The sequence below is a fragment of the Acinetobacter sp. CAU_H_60 genome (assembly GCF_058599385.1).
The window spans coordinates 1646805-1668725 of record NZ_CM178653.1 but is presented as its reverse complement, the minus strand read 5'-3'; the positions used below and the strand labels follow the sequence as shown (position 1 = coordinate 1668725).

Genomic DNA, 21921 nt, shown 5'->3' with positions numbered 1-21921 from the left:
GGATAAAGCAATGTTTGAGCTGTCAGCACGTGCACAGGATTATTTAAATAGAACAAAAAAGTTTATTACTGATGAAATTGAACCTGTCGAGGCTGATTTCTGGCATCAGGTGCATGAACTGAATCAAGGCGGTGACTGGACCAAATGGCAATGGCCGGCAGAACTTGAAACATTGAAAGATAAAGCCAAAGCGGCAGGTCTCTGGAATATGTTTTTGCCTTGTCCAGAATTAGGTCAGGGATTATCCGTTCAGGAATATGCGCATATCGCTGAACTTTCTGGACGAAGCTTAATTGCACCTACCGTCTTTAACTGTAATGCGCCAGATAGTGGCAATATGGAAGTATTGTGGCGCTATGGTTCTGAAGAACAAAAACAGCAATGGTTAATGCCACTACTGGAAGGGAAAATCCGTTCAGTGTTCTGTATGACTGAGCCTGCAGTGGCTTCAAGTGATGCTACTAATATGCAGGCGACGGCGGTGGTTGAAGGTGATGAGATTGTCTTGAATGGCCGTAAATGGTGGTCTTCAGGCCTTGGTGATCCAAATGCCAAAATCATTATCTTTATGGCACATACACCGGATGAGACCAAAGACCGTCATCATCAGCATTCCATGGTTTTAGTTCCAGTCGATACTGCAGGCGTAAAAATCGAACGGATGCTTCCAGTCTTTGGTGACTATGATGCGCCACATGGCCACGGCGAAGTCAGCTTTGATAATGTTCGTGTTCCAGTTTCGAATTTTATTGGCGGTGCAGGTCAAGGCTTTGAAATTGCCCAAGGCCGTTTAGGGCCAGGCCGTATTCACCATTGTATGCGTTGCATCGGTGCTGCTGAAAAATCATTAGAACTTATGATTGACCGGGGTATGAGCCGTACCGCATTTGGTAAAGAGATTTTAAAACTGGGTGGTAACCTGGAACGTGTGGCTGAAGCTCGCGTTGCCATTGATCAGGCTCGATTATTAACCTTGTATGCTGCCTATAAAATGGATACTTTAGGGAATATGGCAGCACTGACTGAAATTTCTGCAATTAAAGTCGTTGCGCCAAGTGTACTGGAAAAAGTTGTGGATATGGCGATTCAGATCCACGGTGGTGCGGGTGTTTCTCGTGATACACCGCTGACCGGATTCTTTGCCCAAGCCCGTGCCTTACGTCTGGCTGATGGTCCGGATGAAGTGCATAAAGGTATGATTGCCAAGCTGGAACTGGCAAAACGTGGTTATAGCACACGTCGTAAAAAATAAGCTGGCTTTATATACAGAACATTGAAACGTATTAGAAGATTTTAAGGAAAAATTATGGCGGTCATTGATGTAGGTGGATCAGTTCGTGAAGGTGAGGAACTGGATGTACAGGCCATCACAGATTGGTTAAATCAACAAGGAGTAAATGTAGAAGGTCCTTTAGAGCTTACTCAATATTCCGGTGGAGCTTCAAACTGGACTTATCGTTTGCAATATGCCAATGCCGATTTAATTTTACGTCGCCCGCCTCAAGGCACCAAAGCCAAATCTGCGCATGACATGGCACGTGAATATCATGTACAAAAAGCCTTGGCTGAACATTATCCAGTCGTACCTGAAATGGTGGCGCTCTGTCAGGATGAATCAGTCATTGGCTGTGACTTCTATGTGATGAAACGCATTGAAGGTATTATTCCACGCGCCAAATTACCGCCTGAACTGCAGCTGACTAAATCAGACATCCAGACTCTATGTATTAATGTGATTGATAAGCTGATCGAACTACACCAAGTTCCTTACACCGGTACAGAACTGGAAAAACTGGGCAAGGGTGAAGGTTATTGCCGTCGTCAGGTCGAAGGTTGGGATGCGCGTTATGAAAAAGCCAAAACATTAAATGTTCCATCTTTTAAATATGTACGTAACTGGCTGAAAGATAATATTCCATTTGATTCTAAAACCTGTGTCATTCACAATGACTGGCGTTTTGATAATGTCATCCTTGATCCACAAAATCCAACTGAAGTTATTGGGGTGCTGGACTGGGAAATGGCCACCTTGGGTGATCCGCTGATGGACTTGGGTTCTGCTTTGGCTTATTGGGTAGAAGATACGGACAATGCCATTTTTAAAGCAACACGTCGCCAGCCGACCAATTTAAAAGGTATGTTTACCCGTAAAGAAGTGGTGGATTACTATCTGGATAAAACCGGTCTGCAACCGGAAAACTGGACATTTTATGAAGTGTTTGGGATTTTCCGTCTCTCGGTAATTGCCCAGCAGATCTATTACCGTTATTACCACAAACAAACCAATAATCAGGCCTTTAAGGATTTTTGGGTAGTGACTCATGCCTTGCATATTCGTGCCTTAAAATTGATTGGTCTACAAAAGCTGGAAGCCAATGACATTGCACAAAAATATATCCTGAAATTTAAAGAGTTAATGCCAAAATGACCACCATTTACTTGATCCGGCATGGGCAGGCATCTTTCGGGGCAGCCAGTTATGATCAGCTTTCGCCAAATGGAGAATTACAGGCAAAACTGCTCGGTCGTTATTTTGATGAAATTCTGAAAGAAGCACCGTATGTAGTGGCTGGTTCTATGCAACGTCATCAACAAACGGCGCAGTTATCTCTAGATGAATGTTTTCCTGAAAGCGAGATTTTGACCGATAGTGCCTGGAATGAGTTTAATCATCAGCAGGTCTTTGCCCGCTATGAACCGCGTTTTAATCAGCCAGAACTGCTTAAGCAGGATGTCTCAGAACATGCCAATCCACGGGATTATCTGAGCAAAATCTTTAGTGGAGCGATTGCTCGCTGGACCTGTGATGATTATCACCATGAATATGATGAATCCTGGCCCAATTTTAAAAGCCGTGTAGAAACCGGTTTGCAAAATTTATGCGACCAGCTTGCGCAAACTAAACCGCGCTATGCAATCGTGTATACCTCGGGCGGTGTCATTTCTGTCGCGGTAGGTAAAATTCTAGGTCTGAGTCCAGAGAAAACTTTCGCTTTAAACTGGGCAATCACCAATACCAGTATTACTACATTGCGTCTGGTCGGAAATGAACCCCAGCTACTCAGCTTGAACGAACATCATTTTATTAAAGCACAGCGTCCAGACCTGCTAACCTGGATTTAAAAATTATTGAAGATAAAACACCTTAGAAAAAATAAAGGGATAGGGTAAAATATGGCTAAAACGATTTTAATTACTGGTGCAAGTTCAGGGATTGGTGCCGGTATGGCACGTGAATTTGCAAAAAAAGGTTATAACCTGGCGATTTGTGCACGTCGTCTGGAACGTCTGGAAACTTTGAAGCAAGAACTTGAAAGCCAACATGATATTAAAGTCATTGCCAAAACACTGGATGTGACCAATTATGATCAGGTTTTTGAAGTTTTCCGTGCCTTTAAAGAAAACTTTGGCACCATTGACCGAATTATTGTCAATGCCGGTGTAGGTGAAGGCCGCCGGATTGGTAAAGGAAACTTTGCGATCAATAAAGCTACTGTTGAAACTAACTTTATTTCTGCATTGGCACAATGTGAAGCTGCAGTAGAAATTTTCCGTGCACAAAACTCCGGTCATCTGGTGATGATTTCATCGATGAGTGCAATGCGTGGTATGCCAAAACACTTGACCGCTTACGGCGCAAGTAAGGCTGGAGTTGCACATCTGGCTGAAGGCATTCGTGCTGAACTGATAGATACACCAATTAAAGTCACTACCATTTTCCCAGGATATATTCGTACTGAAATCAATGAAGGCGCGAAAAAGCTACCTTTTGAAGTAGATGAGAAAACTGGTTCACGTTTATTGGCAGAAGAAATTGAGAAAGCGCCAGTCAAAGCCTATGTACCGAAATGGCCTTGGTTGCCACTCGGTTTGGCAATGAAAGTATTACCGCTAAAATTAGTCAATAAATTAGGTTAAAACCTCAATTTAAAAAGCTCCATTCGGGGCTTTTTTACTTTTTAGTATTCAAAATTTTGGATAAAAGTAGGTAGGATAATTCTGGTATCGGATTTAAAAACGTTATAAATTACTAAGATAATTAGTTAAATCTCTAAAAGTCATTAACACTTTGATGATGAATAAATTTTATTTTTCTATAAAAATAAAAATTCTATTAGAATAGAGATGATTAAATTTTTAAGAAAAGAATTTTTAGACGATAAATTTTATAGAAAATATCTCCTTATTTTTCTGCTTTATTCTTGATCTTAAAAAAATTACTAAAACTGCCCAAAACTTGGACATACTCGCTACGAAAGTGGAAAGATAACTTCTCTTTTTTATAAATTCCTTTAATGTACAACTGTTCAGAAATTAAAGGTTGTCCATATGTCTACATCTTCGGATATGACTGACCAACAGCGAATCTCTAAGGTCAGAAATATCGTTACACAGGCCGGGGAAGAAATACGTACCCGTTATCCTATACTTAAACATCAGAATTTCATTGGTGCGAGTATTTTAGGTTTTGCCTGGACGGGGATGATCGCATGCGCATTGGCATATGGATATGGTTATCTTTCTGCGTGGTTCACCATTCCCCTAATTGCAATTTTTGCTTCACTGACACATGAATTAGAACATGACCTGATTCATTATATGTATTTCAAAAAAACACCTTGGGCACATCATTTAATGTTGGCTTTAGTGTGGCTGGCTCGTCCAAATACGATTAGTCCATGGGCTCGCCGACGCATGCATTTGCATCATCATAAATATTCAGGCACTGAATATGATCTTGAAGAACGTGGCATCAGTAATGGTATGCCATGGGGGATTCGCCGCATACTAGTGATTAGTGACCAGCTCATGTCGGTCTATTTACGCCCATTTCAGATGTTTAAGATGATTCATCTTTTTATGGAAAAACAGCCTGAAAAAGAACGTAAAGTTGCTATGATTTCTCAGCTATTAGGCTTCTTACCATTAAGTATGATTTATTATGGCTTGTGCTATTTATTTGTAGTTTTTCATGTAGGCAATGCCGTTGCACCAATCTTTGGTTATGAAATGCTTTGGTCGGAAAGTATCATCGAAGCTATGCCGCTCGTAAATTTCTTGGCAGTAATTTGGATCATTCCGAATTTTATCCGTTCTTTTAGCCTGCAATTCGTTAGCTCCAATATGCATTATTATGGTGATATTGATCCACGCGATGTCATCAAGCAAACTCAGGTATTGAATCCATGGTGGATGGTGCCATTCCAGTTATTTTGCTGTAATTTCGGTTCAACTCATGCGATCCATCATTTTGTGGTCAAAGAACCCTTTTATATACGTCAGTTGACCTCTAAAACAGCGCATAAAGTCATGAAAGAAGTGGGTGTTCGCTTTAATGATATTGGGACGTTCAAGCGCATGAACCGCTGGAATGATCATAAAGTTTGATAGATCAGTTACATTAAAAAATCCCGCTAAATGGCGGGTTTTTTTAATTTTTTAATCTACTCGTTAAGTAAAAATTTTAGACATAAAGATTAAAAAGTCGCGTACGGACAAAATTCTAAGTTACGTGAATATTCATTAAAAATGACTGCTGAGGTATTACTCGTAATCCATAAATTGCAGTAAAATTAATCATATCTTTATATAAATTAGTCCATTATGTTGCTCAAAGCTGCCACTATCGCCTTAATTCCCGCGCTCATAATTCAGGGTAATCGTGTCAAAAAAAATACGATAAAACTTCCAGAACCAGAAGGTGCACGTGAAGGTCAAACAGGAATAGGTAAAAAACTTTCATTACTGATTGTAGGTGATTCAGCAGCAGCAGGCGTCGGCGTAGATCATCAGGATGATGCCTTACTCGGCGCAATTCTGCATGAGTTAAGAAATGACTTTGAAATTGAATGGAAGTTACAGGCAAAAACGGGCGATACCACCTCAAAGGTCATTCGTACTTTAGACCAGATTGAAGCTAAATCCTATGATGTGGTCGTGACTTCAGTTGGCGTGAATGATGTGACTAAACTCATGCCTGCCGATGTCTGGATCAAGAAGCAGGAACAATTTTATGGCAAAATCCAGCAAAAGTTTAATCCAAAACTGGTCATTGCAGCCGGTGTCCCTCCAATGAACATGTTCCCAGCTTTACCGAATCCTTTGGCCTGGTTATTTGGTCAATATGCCAAACACATGAACCAACAACTGGAAAAATTTGTGAACAAGCAGATCAACATGCAATGGATTGAATACGATATTGAAAAATATCGGGCCATGAATTTACAAATGGCCAAAGATGGTTTTCATCCAAGTAAGGAAGTTTATACACTTTGGGGACAAGAAGTCGCTAGCAAGATCCGTCAGGCATTCTAAAATAACTGAAATACCTGAATCTGGAACAGTTTATGTCGGATATTGAAACCCATCCATTACCGCCATTTTTACCGCCCAATGCCAAATTATTGATGTTGGGCAGTTTTCCGCCACCCGCAACGCGCTGGAAAATGAATTTTTATTATCCGAATTACCAAAATGATATGTGGCGGATATTTGGGTTAATTTTCTTTAAAAATAAAGATTACTTTTTGGACTTACCTAATAAAAAATTTCAGGAACATCTAATCCGTGAGTTTCTAACTGAAACGGGGATTGCGATTTTTGACAGTGCTTATCAGATCCGACGCCTGAAGGGAAATGCTTCCGATAAATTTCTGGAAATTGTAGTGCCAACGAATTTGCAAGATCTATTAGGGAAAATGCCGGACTGCAACCACATCATGACTACAGGCGACAAGGCCACAGATACTTTGATGCTCTCTATGCCTGAAGGTACGTTGAAACCCGGTATAGGTGAGCCAACACAGGCACATTTTCTTGGCCGTGACCTGTATCTATACCGGATGCCATCTTCATCCCGGGCTTATCCTTTGGCTCTGGATAAGAAAGCAGATAGTTACCGGATGATGTTCGAGCATGTCGGTCTAATTTGAGTTATGAATAAATATAAATATTAAGTATATTTATGAAATAAGCTTATTTTTAGAAAGTATTTAAGTATTTTCTACCTGCATATTGGGATATTCGACCCAGCGATAATCCTTAACTTTAATATCCCGAACATGATGAAAGCTGGACCAGATCAGTTTGCTACCTTTACTCCATTTTAATGTAGAGATACGAGATTCAACTTTCTCAATCTCTTCCGCTGTTGCAGGACGTAAAGAGCCAATCTCTGCATATAAACGTACACCGGGATAATGCTTAAATTTTCCCTTGAACATGGAACTTAACCAGAACAGTTTGCTGCTATTCACAGCCTGAATGCAGGCAAGTGGCTGATGCTGTAAATTTTCAGAGAAGGTGGTGGAGTAAGTATCAAAAAAGAAACCTGTACTAGACTGCTGATCCAGAAAGACAGTTCCGATCGGAGTAATACTTGGAAAGCCTTGGGGATTGACGGTTGCGATCGAACAATGCATTGCTGCACGCTGTGCATTAGCAACTACCTGACGGATATTTTGCCATTCAGAAGGGGGAATCATGATGTTTTCTCTTTATTATTTTAATCAAGCTTAATCTGTATGTCTAAAATAGGCATTGCCATAAAAATATTCAGGCAAGGGCAATTTAACCAATTAAAAATATCAGGTAAATTCCCTGTAAACGAAAAAGAGCCGATATGGCTCTTTTAAATTTTAGAAATGAAAAAATGAATTAACCATCATATTCCACATAATCCCACAGGTTTAAGCGCACTTTAATTTCTTTGCGAATATTTGGCAACATCGGAAGTAATGTCCCGTCAATCCATAAACTTAAAGCTTGTGCAGAAATCAGTTGCTGTTGTTCATCGACCAGTTGCGCACCTTTAACCATCACCAGCGTTTCTTCAGAAGCTTCGGTTTCAACACCTTTAAATAGCACCTGTAATTCATAACCGGTATCCTGAATCAGCCATTCCAGTTCGACCTGGATATTCTGATTAGATTTAAGTACGACCTGACCTTCGACCAAGTCTGAATCAGACAGGCAATCATGTTCAACCCGTACTTTGGCTAAAAACCATTCTTGTTGAGACAGATCCTGCAAGGTCTTAACAGGGGTGAGAATATCACTGAGTTTAAACTGACGGCTTAAATCAAAAAATTGCATGGGAGTGGAAAGCGAAAATTCGCAAAATACTGGAAAAGTGTAATTTTAGAGCAATCAACGGAATAGGTAAAACCTTTGTCAGCATTGATCTGATTAATGTATAAGAAATAAGCTGAAAAATATAAGTAGAACAACCTGCTTTATAGATTTAGTCAATTTTATATTGTTCAGCTTATCACCAATAAAGATCTAAAATATCCAGAGCCAACTATCAATTAAGGAAAAATCACATTAAATGTAATTTGATTGCAATTTATCTGTCATTACATTAACCATTCTCCTGGGAATTTTGTCGCCAGATTCATCATATAACGCTGGAATTGTGTTGTTTCAGGATCATGATTATGCTGAATGACTGAACTATCTTTTTGGTGTTCCAGCCAAATGATCTCACCCTCTTTATTTAACTTAAGCTGATAAGCCATTCTGGGTAAATACTGGTTTAAGGACTTGGTAATTTCGTCTTGGAGCTGATCTGATTCAATCACCAGACCGACTTCAGTGTTTAAATAGGCAGAGCGTGGATCAAAGTTAAAGGAACCAATAAATACCATACCATCCAGATCAAAGAATTTGGCATGTAGACTGGAACTGTTCTTATTTTTAGCCGGAATAATATTACCGGTCATAATTTCATACCAGGTCCGTTTTGGCCGTTCAATATAAGGTTTGAATTCCCATAGTTCGATTCCATTTTTGAGGAGCTGTTTACGGTATTGCTGATAATAGGCATGTACTAAAGCTACATCATTCGCTTGGAAAGAATTGGTTAAAATTCTGATTTTGACACCCTGTTGGGCACGTTTACTTAAATAATCCGCACCTTCCTGAGTGGGAATGAAATAAGAAGAAACCAGTTCCAGATGATCTTTGGGTTCACCCATAAGTTCCAGCATATGGGTATAAATATAATCGCCATTCTGGGCGCTACGACGGACCTTGGAAGGGGCATCGGCAACAAAATAGGCATTTCCCCATTTGATCGGGCGCTTTCTCAGCTGTTCATCAATCTGCTGTTCCGCAATACCGACTCGGCGTTTCAGCTCATTCTTATCGACTTCATCTTCTTTAAATTCGGTTCTCAACCGTTTTAAAAGTTGTGGATTGCCTGAATCATTCAGAACTTGTCGGATATCATAGCTTAGATCATCGTTCCAGAATTTGATAAAGGTCTGATTCGCATCGTGGGCTGGTTTCCCGGCAAAGAAAATATCGACATCGCTAAACTGAAAATCCTCACTGGCATCAAAATATTCACTACTGATATTCCGACCACCCGTGACCGCTGCCGTACCATCCGCAATAATCAGTTTGTTATGCATGCGCGGATTAACATATTTCATACGGAATCCGTAATCTAGGGCACGCAATTGACGGAATTTATAAGGATTAAATAGTCGGACTTCGAAATTAGGATGCTGGGCTAAGGCCAGCAGCTTATCATCCAGTTTAGTTCCGTTCTGGTCATCAATTTGAACTCGAACCTTCACGCCACGGTCTGCGGCTTTTAATAATTGGGAGAGGATCATATTGCCAATATAGTCATCTTTCCAGATGTAATATTGTAGGTCGAGATGGTATTTGGCCTGATTGATCAGATATAACCGTGCCGCCATACTCATAAAACCGTCATATAAAGGCAGATAAGCCGTTTTACCTTCCTGAATCTGTGGCAGTTGTTCCTCTTTAATCCAGTGGGCCGATTGTACTGGAGTAATAGCTTCTTCTTTTGCTGTATTGGGAGCTAATTCACAGCCAGAAATAGTCAGGCTAAAAACAAAAATACTTAAACATGTAATTGACGAGGGCTTAGTCATTGATGTTCCATTAGTTATAGGGGTTTTATTCCTCAACTAGTGATGTTAATGGTTGAATATCCGAATAGAAAGAGGTTACTGTTAATCATCTGTAAATCAGTAATAAAAGGATCGTCTTACATGAAATCACGTGCAGCGGTTGCATTTGGCCCAGGTCAGCCATTAGAAATTGTGGAAGTAGATGTTGCTCCACCAAAAGCAGGTGAAGTACTGGTAAAAATTAGCCATACTGGCGTATGTCATACCGATGCATTTACCTTGTCTGGTGATGATCCGGAAGGCGTATTTCCAGCCATTTTAGGCCACGAAGGTGCGGGTGTGGTCGTTGAGGTAGGTGAAGGCGTAACGAGTCTGAAACCGGGTGATCATGTGATTCCACTTTACACAGCAGAATGTGGTGAATGTCTGTTCTGTAAATCGGGTAAGACCAACCTGTGTGTAGCGGTTCGTGCGACTCAGGGTAAAGGTGTAATGCCAGATGGAACTACCCGTTTTTCTTATAATGGCCAGCCGATTTATCATTATATGGGCTGTTCAACGTTCTCTGAATATACAGTCGTTGCAGAAGTTTCTCTAGCGAAAATTAACCCTGAAGCTAACCATGAGCAAGTGTGTTTATTAGGCTGTGGCGTGACTACAGGTATTGGTGCAGTACATAACACTGCTAAAGTACAGGAAGGCGATAGCGTCGCTGTATTTGGCTTAGGCGGTATTGGTCTTGCAGTTGTACAAGGTGCTCGTCAGGCTAAAGCCGGCCGTATTATTGCCGTGGATACCAATCCGGATAAATTCGAACTGGCTAAACAGTTTGGTGCTACTGATTTTGTGAATCCGAAAGACTATGACAAGCCAATTCAGCAAGTGATTGTGGAAATGACCGGTTGGGGCGTAGACCACTCTTTTGAATGTATTGGTAATGTCGACGTAATGCGTTCAGCACTGGAATGTGCACACCGCGGCTGGGGTCAGTCTGTGATTATTGGCGTAGCAGGTGCAGGTAAAGAAATCTCAACTCGTCCATTCCAGCTAGTCACAGGCCGTAAATGGATGGGTACGGCATTTGGTGGTGTTAAAGGTCGTTCTCAATTACCGGGCATGGTTGAACAGGCCATGAAAGGTGAAATTCAGTTAGAACCATTTGTGACACATACGATGCCATTAGAACAGATCAATGAAGCCTTTGATCTGATGCATGAAGGCAAGTCGATCCGTAGCGTGATTCATTTTGATTAAAATGATTTAGCGATTTAAACTTCATAAAGGCCGGTAAACACCGGCCTTTTATTTTAATAATTAAAATATATCAGATACATTTGCCTATCAAAGCACCACAGAGCTTTACCTAAAAAACACAAGGCTTCTAAGGTCATTACATGCCAGATGCTTATAGTGAATAGAAGCGTATTGAGAGACGCGATTAAAACCATGTTTAAGAATCATTTTAAAGAATAAGGATAAGCTCTATGTCGAATGATAGATTTGATCGTATTAAAAATTCTCCTAAAGATGTCCGTGATGATTTAAATGCCGATCCAATTAGCGGCGAGCCAGGTGCACATCCTATTGGCACAGGCGTAGGTGCTGCCGGTGGCGCAGCTGCAGGTGCAGCGGTCGGTGCAGCAGGCGGTCCTGTTGGTGCAGCAGTAGGCGGTGTTGTGGGGGCAGTGGTCGGTGGTCTCGCAGGTAAAGGCGTAGGCGAAGCTGTGAACCCGACTGAAGAAGCAGCATTCTGGCGAGATAATGCCGTTGAAACCCCTTATTATTCAGATGCCCGTACCACGTATAGCGATTTAGATTACGATCGTGACTATGATGCGGCCTATCGTGTCGGTTATGAAAACCGTGGAGCATATGATGCTAATACCCGTTTTGAAGATGTAGAAAGCGATCTGAAAGTAAAATGGGAACAGGCAAAAGGCCAGTCACGTCTGAACTGGGAACAGGCAAAATTTGCAGTACGTGATGCATGGAATCGCGTAACCCGTTAATTGCAAATGCCAAAACCAAGATCTAATATGCTCTTGGTTTTAAGGAAATGGGCAAAGTCTGCTGACCGTCACGACTTTGTCCATTATTAATATCTGAAAGGTTAGAATTCTAGGGCGATAAGTAAAAGTATAAATACTGATAAATATTTTTTTTATATTTACTACTTGTCAAAACTGGATAGAGCGCGTATTTTAATTTCAGATTCACATTTTTATGAAAGACATAAACATGTTAAAGCAACCTATCATTTCAAACGCTTATTTTTATTTCTGGCAGTTTAGATAATTGCCTGAATGCGTTTGGGCAATGAAAAGGTTGCCCACCAGTTAATACCTGATCGGCAACCCTGATCAGGTTTTTTTATGCATGTGATTTAACAATTTTTTGGAGACAGCCATGACAAACTTTAACTATTCATACTTTAGCAACTTTTATTGGTCTTACTTTAGCCAGCTAATGACGCTTTCGACATCTTCGATTAGACCCATAACGCTCAAATAAAAGTTTGGACTGATTGCCAGTCCCAGGATTTAAAGTCATGAATATTGCACATACATCACAACAACATCAAACAGAAACCATTTTAGCTTTACCACAGCAGCTTAAGCAGCAATTGCCACTGTCTCCGCAATTGGCTGTACAAGTCGCTGAACAGCGTCAAATTATTCAAAATATTTTAGAGGGTAAAGATCACCGTTTAATGGTGATTACTGGACCATGTTCCATTCATGATGAAGCTTCCGCACTGGAATATGCAGAAAAATTAAAACAGCTTCAGGAACAGGTCTCAGATCAAATTTTCCTGGTTATGCGGGCTTATATTGAAAAACCACGGACTACTGTCGGCTGGAAAGGCTTCCTGTATGACCCAGAACTCAATGGCTCATCCAATATGCAATTGGGTCTGGAAAAATCTCGTGCACTGTACCTAAAACTGATTGGCATGGGCCTGCCGATTGCCTCAGAGATCTTAAGTCCAATGGCGACAGCGTATTTCGATGATCTATTGGCATGGGGCGCGATTGGCGCGCGTACCAGTGAATCACAAATTCACCGTGAAATTTCCAGCCATATGCCGTACAGCATCGGTTTCAAAAATGGGACAGATGGTTCGATTCAAATTGCTCTTGATGCTATTCAGTCAGCTTCCAATCCACATCAGTTCATGGGCATGAGCCAATCGGGTCTGCCGTGTATCCTGAGCTCAAAAGGGAATCCAAAAGCACATTTGATCCTGCGTGGTTCAAATAGTGGTCCGAACTACCAGTTGTCTGAAATTGAAAAAATTAAAGCGAAACACTCAACCGATTTGCCGGCCCTGGTTATTGATTGCAGTCATGGTAATAGTTCAAAAAACCCAATGCTACAACCTGAAGTGCTGGAGCAAATCGTCGCTGAACGTTTGCACAGCAATGTGCGGGGTGTAATGCTCGAAAGTCATCTGGTCGATGGCAATCAGAAAATCTCTGAAGATATGGTTTACGGCCAGTCAGTGACTGATGGATGTCTGGGCTGGACAAAAACCGAGCAATTATTGTTAAATATGGCTGATTCACTGCGATGCGAAAGTTTAAAGCGTAGCGCTTAAACTCACGATCTTATCTTTCCTCAATTCGTTGAGGAAAGATATTATGATCGGATATGGTTGTTCAGAAGTATTTTTCTAAATGCTGAAAGCAACAATTCGATATTTTGAAAATTAAAACAATGAGTATTAAAACGATTTTAAAAAATTCATAAAAAATAATTAATTTAAAAAAATAAACAATAACAATAATTTATTAGAGGTCAGCCTGATACTGTTTTTAAACAGCGGATGAGTAATGATCCCGGTAAGCTTGCTATGTATACAACTGAATTACTCGATGAAGCACGTAAATTTATGCACCATATGCTGACCAAAGTCGTTGAATATGGTGGTTCCGATCTTTTTATTACAGCTGATTTCCCGCCCAGTATCAAACAGCAAGGGTTAATGAAACCGTTTGGCCAGCAGAAACTCACAGCCGATAAGACCCGTTTGTTTGCTTATGCCTTGATGAATGAGCGACAGATTCAGGAATTTGAATCGGTGATGGAATGCAATTTTAGTATTAGCATCCTGGGCGTGTCGCGTTTCCGGGTTAATGTCTTCCAGCAACAGCACAATGTAGGCATGGTGATTCGGGTCATTACGACCGATATTCCCAGCTTTGAGCAACTAGGCTTACCGGATTCATTGCAACAGGTCATCATGCAGAAACGTGGTCTGGTGCTGGTAGTTGGTGCAACGGGTGTCGGGAAATCGACTACATTAGCAGCTATGATTGATTACCGTAATACTCATACTGAAGGGCATATTATTACGATCGAAGACCCGGTGGAATATGTCTATCAGCATAAAAAGTCGATGATCACCCAGCGCGAAATTGGTGTAGATTGTGTTTCCTGGCACAATGCACTGATTAATACCATGCGGCAGGCACCTGACGTCATCGTGATTGGCGAAATCAGGGATACAGACAGTATGGAGCATGCAATTGCCTTTGCTGAATCTGGCCATTTATGTCTTGCCACACTCCATTCTAATAATGCCGATCAGGCACTGGACCGGATTATTAACTTCTTCCCAGAAGAACGCCGTAATCAGTTACTGCTAGATTTATCAGCTAATATCAAAGCCGTGATTTCTCAGCGGCTAATTCGCACTGAAGATGGTAAAGGTCGTCGGGCTGCGGTAGAAATTCTGCAAAATACCCCTTTAGTTTCTGACCTGATTCGTAAAGGTGAATTCCATGAGCTTAAAACGATTATGGCTCGTTCGCGGGAACTGGGCATGCAAACCTTTGATCAGGCATTATTTGATATATATAACCAAGGCATTATTTCTTATGAAGAAGCCTTGCGTAATGCAGACTCCAGCAATGAATTACGTTTGCAAATCAAGCTGAAGAGCAGTCGTATTAATCCTGTTTTACAGGCAGAAAATGCACAGATTTCACTTCTGGAACAGTCCGGATCGCGTGTACTTTCTCCTGATTAATCTTTTTTTAATAAACAGATTACTATTCAGCTCAATAGAACTGAGTCATAAATCTTCTTTAATGGTGGCTTTTAAGCAAGGCAGCTTTCAGCCACCTATCTAATTTTTTAATTTTATCCTTACTTACCTGGTGAATTCAGTTTCACCATCTTGCATTTATCCTGAATATGATCTTGTTCATCGTAATATTCTTTTAAAATGAAGTAGTTTTTAAAATGCAAATTTTGCCTAGTTAATTGATATTTTGTTGAACTTCATCACATAATATTCCAAAAATATTTTCTTTATAAATCAAATCAATTTGAGGCTTTAAAAAAAACGCTGCACAATAAAAATCAAATGATATTGGCATGAATCAAGCATTTAAATTCATGTAATTGTGTATTTCCAGGGGAAGAGAATGTTCACGGCAGAACTGTTGGACGAAGCAAAAAAATTCATGCATCACATGCTGACCAAAGTAGTGGAATATGGGGGCTCAGACTTATTTATTACCGCAGATTTTCCACCGAGTATTAAACATCAGGGCTTAATGAAGCCCTTTGGACAACAGACTTTAACTGCTGAAAAAACCAAACTGTTCGCTTATAGCTTGATGAATGATAAACAGCGTCAAGAGTTTGAAGCTGAACTAGAATGTAACTTCGCGATTACTGTACCGGGTGTATCGCGCTTCCGGGTAAATGTTTTTGTACAACAGCTTCAGGTCGGGATGGTAATCCGGACCATTACGGCAGAAATTCCAAATTTCCAGAAACTGAAATTACCAGAATCATTGAAACACGTGATTATGGAAAAACGCGGTCTGGTACTGGTTGTAGGAGGAACGGGTTCAGGTAAATCGACCTCTCTGGCAGCGATGATTGACTACCGCAATGAAAATTCGGCGGGGCATATCATTACCGTGGAAGATCCGGTGGAATATGTACATAAACACAAGAAATCCATGATTACTCACCGTGAAGTTGGAGTCGATTGCCATTCCTGGCACAATGCGCTGAAAAATACCTTGCGTCAGGCCCCCGATGTAATTCTGATCGGTGAGATTCGCGATACCGAAACCATGGAACACGCAATTGCCTTTGCTGAAACCGGACATTTATGTCTGGGTACACTGCATTCCAATAATGCTAACCAGACTTTGGACCGGATTATTAACTTCTTCCCGGAAGAACGCCGTAATCAGTTATTAATGGATTTATCTTCGAATATGAAGGCGATTATTTCCCAGCGTCTGATTCGTACTCAGGATGGAAAAGGGCGTCGGGCTGCAATTGAAATCATGTTAAATACACCTTTGATTTCTGATCTGATTCTAAAAGGTGAGTTTCATGAGCTGAAAGCCATTATGGGCAAATCTCGTGAACTGGGCATGCAGACTTTCGATCAGGCCTTATTTGACCTGTATAACGAGGGTGCGATTTCTTATGAGGAAGCATTGCGTAATGCTGATTCGACTAATGAATTACGTTTACAGATCAAGCTGAAAAGCAACCGCCAGGATAATCCTGCTGCTGGAGAAGCAACACAATTCACGATGATGCAAGAACCGAAAGCTGAAGAGAAAGAACAGGAAAATACTTCAGCATCTGAATAAGTACATCTTCGCGTCAGAATTAAAACAGGCAGTTCATCTGCCTGTTTTTTATTATATTTAGACACTAACTTGTATTAGGCAGTCTTAACTTGAACGACCAATTTAAAGTAAACGATACTGCATAAGGTGAGTAAACCACACAGAATAAAGGCGAACTGATAACTATAAGTCGCAATAAGCGCCCCAATCAGTAGCGAGCCGACCGCAATTCCTACATCATAGAAGGTATAAAAGGTCGAAGTTGCATAACCAATCCGGTGTTTCGGTGCACGTTGAATGGCTAGTGTCTGGATGCAAGGTTGTGCGCTGCCAAAACCGACACCAATCAATACCGCAGCTAGCAGAAATCCCCATAGGGTCTGAATCTGACTCAGTAAAAAGAGTCCTAAACTAAATACTAATAGCGCAGGATAAATCACATATTGTGAGCCTTTACGATCGTAAATTTTTCCGGTAATTGGACGCAAGCTCATCATGGAAATGGCGAATACGACAAAAAACAAACTGGCATAAGTCATCAGATTTTTACTGGCAGCAAAAGGTGCAATAAAAGACATGATGCTGGCATAAGAGAAGGAAATCAGAGCTGCCAGAACAGCAACAGGCAGCGCTTTCTTTTCTACAACATCAGACAACACCAGTCCTTTTTTCTCAGGAACAGTTTGAATGATGTGCTCAGGCTCCTTGACCGGAATCATTAAGCAGAAAGCAAATCCGATAAAAACTAATGCAATAAGCAGCGTTGTGATCTGAAAATAAGACCAGTATTCAATCAGACTTAAGCTAATCAAAGGTCCAAGAACAATACCCAGATTGACTGACATAACGTAATAGCCCATGCCTTCGCCTTTACGCTGTTCTGGAATAAACTGATTCACCACAGGAACACAGACTGTAGTCAAAATACTAAACCAGATCCCATGCAAAAAACGGATGATAAATAAGGTCGTCAGCTGATCGGCAAGCAAGTAAGCTAGGGAAAATAGACTGAAAAAGATTCCAGAAATAATCAGGGTTTTACGGATACCCAATTTTTCAATAATCAGGCCACTAAATGGACGTACCGCAATCGCTGAAATCATGAACAAGGTCATGGCAAGACCAGCCTGAGCTAAGTTTCCGCCTAATTCTTTCAGGATATAAATCGGTAAAATCGTGGTTTGTGCAAAATAGAAAATAAATAAAAACAGGTTATTGGCCAGACACAGCACAAAAGGCTTGGTCCATAAAGGCAATAGATTGGATTTCATAATTTTCCTAAATTGATCTATAGGGAAATGCTGCGATGAGCATGAATATTATTTTTATAAAGCAGCCTGAGCTATCTGATGCGAGTGATAGCAGGTACAGCAAAGACTTTAAGAAAAATGTGTGAAAAATACAATAAAATTCCGATATAAATACATTGTATTTGATGGTGAGCTTTAAATACGAAGTTTTCAATGCGTAAAAAAATCAGCCCGCAGGCTGATTCTTATTTTTCCATACTAAATCAAAGTAGCTTATAGGCCAGCTTCATATTCTGTATTAGACAGTAGCTTTTCTACATCTGCCATATTGTCCGGTTTGATTTTATAGATCCAGCCTTTGCCATACGGGTCATCATTAATGAAGTCAGGATCATCTTCAAGTGCAGCATTGATTTCAACGACTGTACCAGAGACAGGCGCATGAATATCAGAAGCGGTTTTCACTGATTCAACCACGCCAGCCTGTTCGCCCGCAGTAATATGTGAGTCAAGATCTGGTGCTTCTACATAAACCAGATCACCTAATGCATCCTGTGCATGGTCGGAAATACCGGTCACAACAAGATCACCCTCAATGCGTACCCATTCATGTGTACTTGCGTACTTTAATTCTGAAGGATGATTCATTGATAACTCCCTAAAAATCTTAAGATCATTTTTGATATGTTTTATACATTCTTTTTGGTCAAAACAAAAGGTTTATCCTTGCTTATAAATAAGGATCTTTACGCCAGTTGCTCGGGCTACGACCACTCCAGCGCTTAAACGCCCGACTAAAATTGGCCACATCACTATAGCCAAGTTCATCAGCGATCTGCTCCAGAGTAAAGTCTGTACGGGATAATAAGGAAGTGGCATGCCGGTAGCGCACTTCATCCACCAGCGTAGAGAAAGAAGTACCTTCAGCGGCCAACTGACGCTTTAAGGTTCGATCTGACATATGCAGGCGTTCAGCTACACTTTCAATACTCAGATAATGCTGTTCGGAATGAGTCAGGATATCTAGTACCCGCATGGCAATCCGGTGTCGTTCACCAAGTGCAGATAATTCAGCTTCACATTGGTTAATCGCAATCTGGCTGGCAATTGGATCGGCATGTACCAACTTGTTCATCAGGTAGCTTTTATCAAAGCTTAAAATTAAATGCGGCTGTTCAAAACGGAACTGGTGCGTAGGAAATTTCGCCATGAAGCGTTCAAAGCCTTCCGGCTTTTTGAAATCGAAGTCGATTTCACCAGTTGCATCGTTAACCCCGGTAATAGCCTTAGCCATACTGATCAGACCAATCATCAGGGCAATCGAAATTTCGGTACGAAGCGGTTCAAGCTGGATATCAGTTTGCAGCTGTACCGTTGCCTTAGCGCCAAAGGTCGAGAAAAATAACTGCAGGAAGGGTAAACGTAACTGAATGAATCGATTCGCCAGCACCAGAGCTTCGGTAATATTATTCGCCGTCATGATGGCATAACCGATAAAGCCATGAATTGAAATCCGCATCTGGGTACCTAAGTGATAACCCAGTGTCGGTTCACCAGTGAGTTTCAGGGCATGCTTGACCAGTTCATTGGCGACTGGTGTCGGAATACGGTAATCAGGATCTGCCAACTGTTCACTGGTCAGGCCAAAAGGCTTAAAAAGCGACTCATTATTATACCCCCAGCGGGAAATGACATCGAGAAGCAAGAGACCGTATACACCTGGAATACCTTGGTCTTGGCGAGGAGCTATTGTTTTCATGCGCGATCCGTTGCACTCATTCAAATTTTTTTATTTTCACTTCATCTTCATATTGGCATGAAAAAGCCATTTTCTTGATAAAAATTGTTGGACAAAGCTGTGGCAATTTCCACAAGCAGATTTCAATCAACTTAAAGCAGAGTAGCCTAATTTAAAGTTGGAAATCAATGTAAAACAGAGATATTTTAGGGATTTAATTTTAAGGCTACAGATTTCTTCTAATTCAAAACAGGATCACTTTTAGAAAAATCTAAACTTAAAAAATTCTTATGGAATAGACGATATTCACATAAAAGCAAACCGAAGCATTACTATTCTAATGACTCAAATAGAACGCTTCGGTTTCTGTTGTAGATGTCAGTTACTACTGGATAGAGCAATTATGCTTCGTGCAAGTTGTCAGTTTTGGGATGTTGCTGTACCAAGAACCCGCCGGTTTGACGCTGCCATAGCTGCGCATAGATTCCGTTTAAGGCAACCAGTTCATCATGCGTACCTTGCTCGGCAATTTTCCCTTGATCCATCACAATCAGACGATCCATCTGCGCAATGGTAGAAAGACGATGCGCAATGGCAATAACCGTTTTACCTTGCATCAAGTCATCCAGACTATTCTGAATAGCTGCTTCGACCTCGGAATCCAGAGCACTCGTGGCTTCATCCAGAATCAGAATCGGTGCATCTTTCAGGAATACCCGGGAAATGGCAATACGTTGACGCTGTCCACCAGAAAGCTTCACGCCACGTTCACCGACATAAGCATCATAGCCTCTACGGCCACGCAAATCAGTCAGATTTGGAATGAATTCTTCTGCTTTGGCCTTGCGTACAGCTTCAAACATCTCTTCATCAGTTGCATCCGGACGGCCGTATTTAATATTTTCAGCCACGGTACGATGCAGCAAAGACGTATCCTGAGTGACCAGCGCAATATTTTTACGCAGGCTATCCTGAGTGACATCGGCAATATCCTGACCATCAATCAGAATACGGCCCTGATTCAGATGATAGAAATGCAGTAACAATTGAATCAGAGTCGATTTACCGGCACCGGAACGACCTACGATGCCGATTTTTTCACCCGGACGAATGGTCAGATTAAACTGGTCAATCACCGGTTTTTCATTATAGGCAAAAGTGACATTATCGAATTTAATCTCACCGTGTTTCAGTTCCAGTTCTTTCGCATCTTCTTTGTCTTGAATATTGATTCGACGTCCCAGTGTTTTCATCCCGTCCTGAATAGTACCGACATTTTCAAACAGGGCAGAGGTCTGCCACATCATAAACTCGGCAATACTATTCAGCTTTAATACCATCGCTGTGGTTGCTGCAATGATCCCGAGCTGAGCTTGACCTTGCATCCACAGCCAGATTGCAGTTCCCAGCACACCTGCATATAGCACAACACTTAGCATCAGAATGCTGATTTCGTATTGAGCGCCCAGACGCATCTGTTTATATACCGTAACCATAAATTCCTGCATGGAGGATTTGGCATACTGACTTTCTCGGCCTGCATGCGCAAACAGTTTTACGGTCTGAATATTGGTATAGGCATCAGTCACACGTCCGGTCATGACTGCACGCGCATCCGCTTGTAAGGATGAAATCTTGCTTAATCTTGGAATGAAATAGCAGGCGGCACAAATAAACAAGAGTAGCCAGACCATAAGCGGCAAAATAAGTAAGGGTGAAATGGCACCCAAAACAATATTAATCGTGACGAAATAAATTAGCACATAGGCCAGCATATCGCCCAAAATGACCCAGAATTCTCGGATCGCCAGCGCCGTTTGCATGACTTTGGCCGATAAACGTCCGGCAAAATCATTATGGAAGAAGTCCAAACTCTGTTTGAGCAATAAATTATGGAAGCGCCAACGCAGACGCATCGGGAAATTACTATATAAAATCTGATGCTTGATCAGGGACTGGGCACTGGCAAACAGGATATTGGCCAGCAAGATAATACTTAATAAGGTCAGGTTGCTGGCATGTTGATCTAAAAAAGTTTCTGGTTGACTTTGGCTCAACCAGTTTACCAGATCGCCAATTTTTGAATACAGTAAGGCCTCGAAACTGGCTGCACCTGCGGTACACAGCACCAGAACCAGCAAATAACGACGTACCCCATAAGCTGCTTGCCAGACAAAGGGGAAAAACCTGGTGGGTAAGGGTTGATTCAGGTTTTTGGTGGGATAGGGATCTACCAGCCGTTCAAGCCATCGAAACATTCACGTACTCTTATCATGTATTTTCTTTGCGAGGATTATAAAGGATTCTGCTTTTTGAAGTCTGAATTTGAGTGAAATTGCCACAAATGTTTAACTAAATCAAACTTTAGGTTGCAGAGCAGAAACTCATGCCAGATTTATGCCAGCTGATATGAAAACTAAAAATAAGAGCTTGAA

The 21921-nt window shown here is 41.2% G+C and carries 19 protein-coding genes; 12 read left to right on the top strand and 7 right to left on the bottom strand.

Annotated features, from left to right (window positions below; genetic code table 11):
* Window positions 1-10 precede the first annotated feature (10 nt).
* The 7 genes from AC4MBN_RS07705 to AC4MBN_RS07675 all read left to right on the top strand — a co-directional run bounded on the left by AC4MBN_RS07705 (window position 11) and on the right by AC4MBN_RS07675 (window position 6932).
* Window positions 11-1252: an acyl-CoA dehydrogenase family protein gene (locus AC4MBN_RS07705; RefSeq protein ID WP_180002058.1), complete on the top strand. Its 1242-nt coding sequence runs from the start codon at window positions 11-13 to the stop codon at window positions 1250-1252.
* Window positions 1253-1306: 54 nt separating this feature from the next.
* Window positions 1307-2428: a phosphotransferase family protein gene (locus AC4MBN_RS07700; protein ID WP_491880089.1), complete on the top strand. Its 1122-nt coding sequence runs from the start codon at window positions 1307-1309 to the stop codon at window positions 2426-2428.
* A complete protein-coding gene (locus tag AC4MBN_RS07695) occupies window positions 2425-3123 on the top strand; it encodes a histidine phosphatase family protein (protein WP_034702771.1) in 699 nt (232 codons plus the stop codon). Before AC4MBN_RS07700 ends, AC4MBN_RS07695 begins: the two co-directional genes overlap by 4 nt.
* Window positions 3124-3174: 51 nt before the next feature.
* A complete protein-coding gene (locus tag AC4MBN_RS07690; protein WP_419364456.1) occupies window positions 3175-3918 on the top strand; it encodes an SDR family oxidoreductase in 744 nt (247 codons plus the stop codon).
* 411 nt (window positions 3919-4329) lie between these two features.
* A complete protein-coding gene (locus tag AC4MBN_RS07685) occupies window positions 4330-5388 on the top strand; it encodes a fatty acid desaturase (protein ID WP_491880088.1) in 1059 nt (352 codons plus the stop codon).
* A gap of 216 nt (window positions 5389-5604) precedes the next feature.
* On the top strand, window positions 5605-6315 hold the full coding sequence (locus AC4MBN_RS07680) for an SGNH/GDSL hydrolase family protein (RefSeq protein ID WP_419364452.1): 711 nt from the start codon (window positions 5605-5607) through the stop codon (window positions 6313-6315).
* A 32-nt stretch (window positions 6316-6347) separates the two neighbouring features.
* A complete protein-coding gene (locus tag AC4MBN_RS07675) occupies window positions 6348-6932 on the top strand; it encodes a uracil-DNA glycosylase family protein (protein ID WP_034704166.1) in 585 nt (194 codons plus the stop codon).
* 60 nt (window positions 6933-6992) lie between these two features.
* Here the strand turns inward: AC4MBN_RS07675 and AC4MBN_RS07670 are convergent, their stop codons facing one another.
* From AC4MBN_RS07670 to AC4MBN_RS07660, 3 genes are all read right to left on the bottom strand, one after another.
* Window positions 6993-7484 (bottom strand): pyridoxamine 5'-phosphate oxidase family protein, encoded by a 492-nt coding sequence (locus AC4MBN_RS07670; RefSeq protein ID WP_432242434.1) that lies wholly within the window; start codon window positions 7482-7484, stop codon window positions 6993-6995.
* Window positions 7485-7656: 172 nt separating this feature from the next.
* Window positions 7657-8094 (bottom strand): hypothetical protein, encoded by a 438-nt coding sequence (locus tag AC4MBN_RS07665; protein WP_432242433.1) that lies wholly within the window; start codon window positions 8092-8094, stop codon window positions 7657-7659.
* 263 nt (window positions 8095-8357) lie between these two features.
* Complete coding sequence (locus tag AC4MBN_RS07660) at window positions 8358-9911, bottom strand: phospholipase D family protein (RefSeq protein WP_491880087.1); 1554 nt, start codon at window positions 9909-9911, stop codon at window positions 8358-8360.
* Window positions 9912-10031: 120 nt separating this feature from the next.
* Here AC4MBN_RS07660 and AC4MBN_RS07655 point away from each other — a divergent pair, with 120 nt between their 5' ends.
* From AC4MBN_RS07655 to AC4MBN_RS07635, 5 genes are all read left to right on the top strand, one after another.
* On the top strand, window positions 10032-11144 hold the full coding sequence (locus AC4MBN_RS07655; RefSeq protein ID WP_166138145.1) for an S-(hydroxymethyl)glutathione dehydrogenase/class III alcohol dehydrogenase: 1113 nt from the start codon (window positions 10032-10034) through the stop codon (window positions 11142-11144).
* A 230-nt stretch (window positions 11145-11374) separates the two neighbouring features.
* Window positions 11375-11899, top strand: coding sequence for a hypothetical protein (locus AC4MBN_RS07650; protein ID WP_159122907.1), 525 nt, complete (start codon window positions 11375-11377; stop codon window positions 11897-11899).
* A gap of 539 nt (window positions 11900-12438) precedes the next feature.
* Complete coding sequence (locus AC4MBN_RS07645) at window positions 12439-13488, top strand: 3-deoxy-7-phosphoheptulonate synthase (protein WP_491880086.1); 1050 nt, start codon at window positions 12439-12441, stop codon at window positions 13486-13488.
* 255 nt (window positions 13489-13743) lie between these two features.
* The gene (locus tag AC4MBN_RS07640; RefSeq protein ID WP_491880085.1) at window positions 13744-14922 is read left to right on the top strand and encodes a PilT/PilU family type 4a pilus ATPase; all 1179 of its coding nucleotides are present in this window, start codon (window positions 13744-13746) and stop codon (window positions 14920-14922) included.
* Window positions 14923-15322: 400 nt separating this feature from the next.
* On the top strand, window positions 15323-16519 hold the full coding sequence (locus tag AC4MBN_RS07635) for a PilT/PilU family type 4a pilus ATPase (RefSeq protein ID WP_005235842.1): 1197 nt from the start codon (window positions 15323-15325) through the stop codon (window positions 16517-16519).
* Between the two features lie 74 nt (window positions 16520-16593).
* Here the strand turns inward: AC4MBN_RS07635 and AC4MBN_RS07630 are convergent, their stop codons facing one another.
* The 4 genes from AC4MBN_RS07630 to AC4MBN_RS07615 form a co-directional block, all read right to left on the bottom strand.
* The gene (locus AC4MBN_RS07630; RefSeq protein ID WP_419364437.1) at window positions 16594-17769 is read right to left on the bottom strand and encodes an MFS transporter; all 1176 of its coding nucleotides are present in this window, start codon (window positions 17767-17769) and stop codon (window positions 16594-16596) included.
* Window positions 17770-18021: 252 nt separating this feature from the next.
* Window positions 18022-18396, bottom strand: coding sequence for a glycine cleavage system protein GcvH (gcvH, locus tag AC4MBN_RS07625; RefSeq protein ID WP_104426083.1), 375 nt, complete (start codon window positions 18394-18396; stop codon window positions 18022-18024).
* Window positions 18397-18478: 82 nt separating this feature from the next.
* Window positions 18479-19507 (bottom strand): AraC family transcriptional regulator, encoded by a 1029-nt coding sequence (locus tag AC4MBN_RS07620; RefSeq protein WP_491880084.1) that lies wholly within the window; start codon window positions 19505-19507, stop codon window positions 18479-18481.
* 380 nt (window positions 19508-19887) lie between these two features.
* On the bottom strand, window positions 19888-21744 hold the full coding sequence (locus AC4MBN_RS07615; protein ID WP_491880083.1) for an ABC transporter ATP-binding protein: 1857 nt from the start codon (window positions 21742-21744) through the stop codon (window positions 19888-19890).
* Window positions 21745-21921 lie beyond the last annotated feature (177 nt).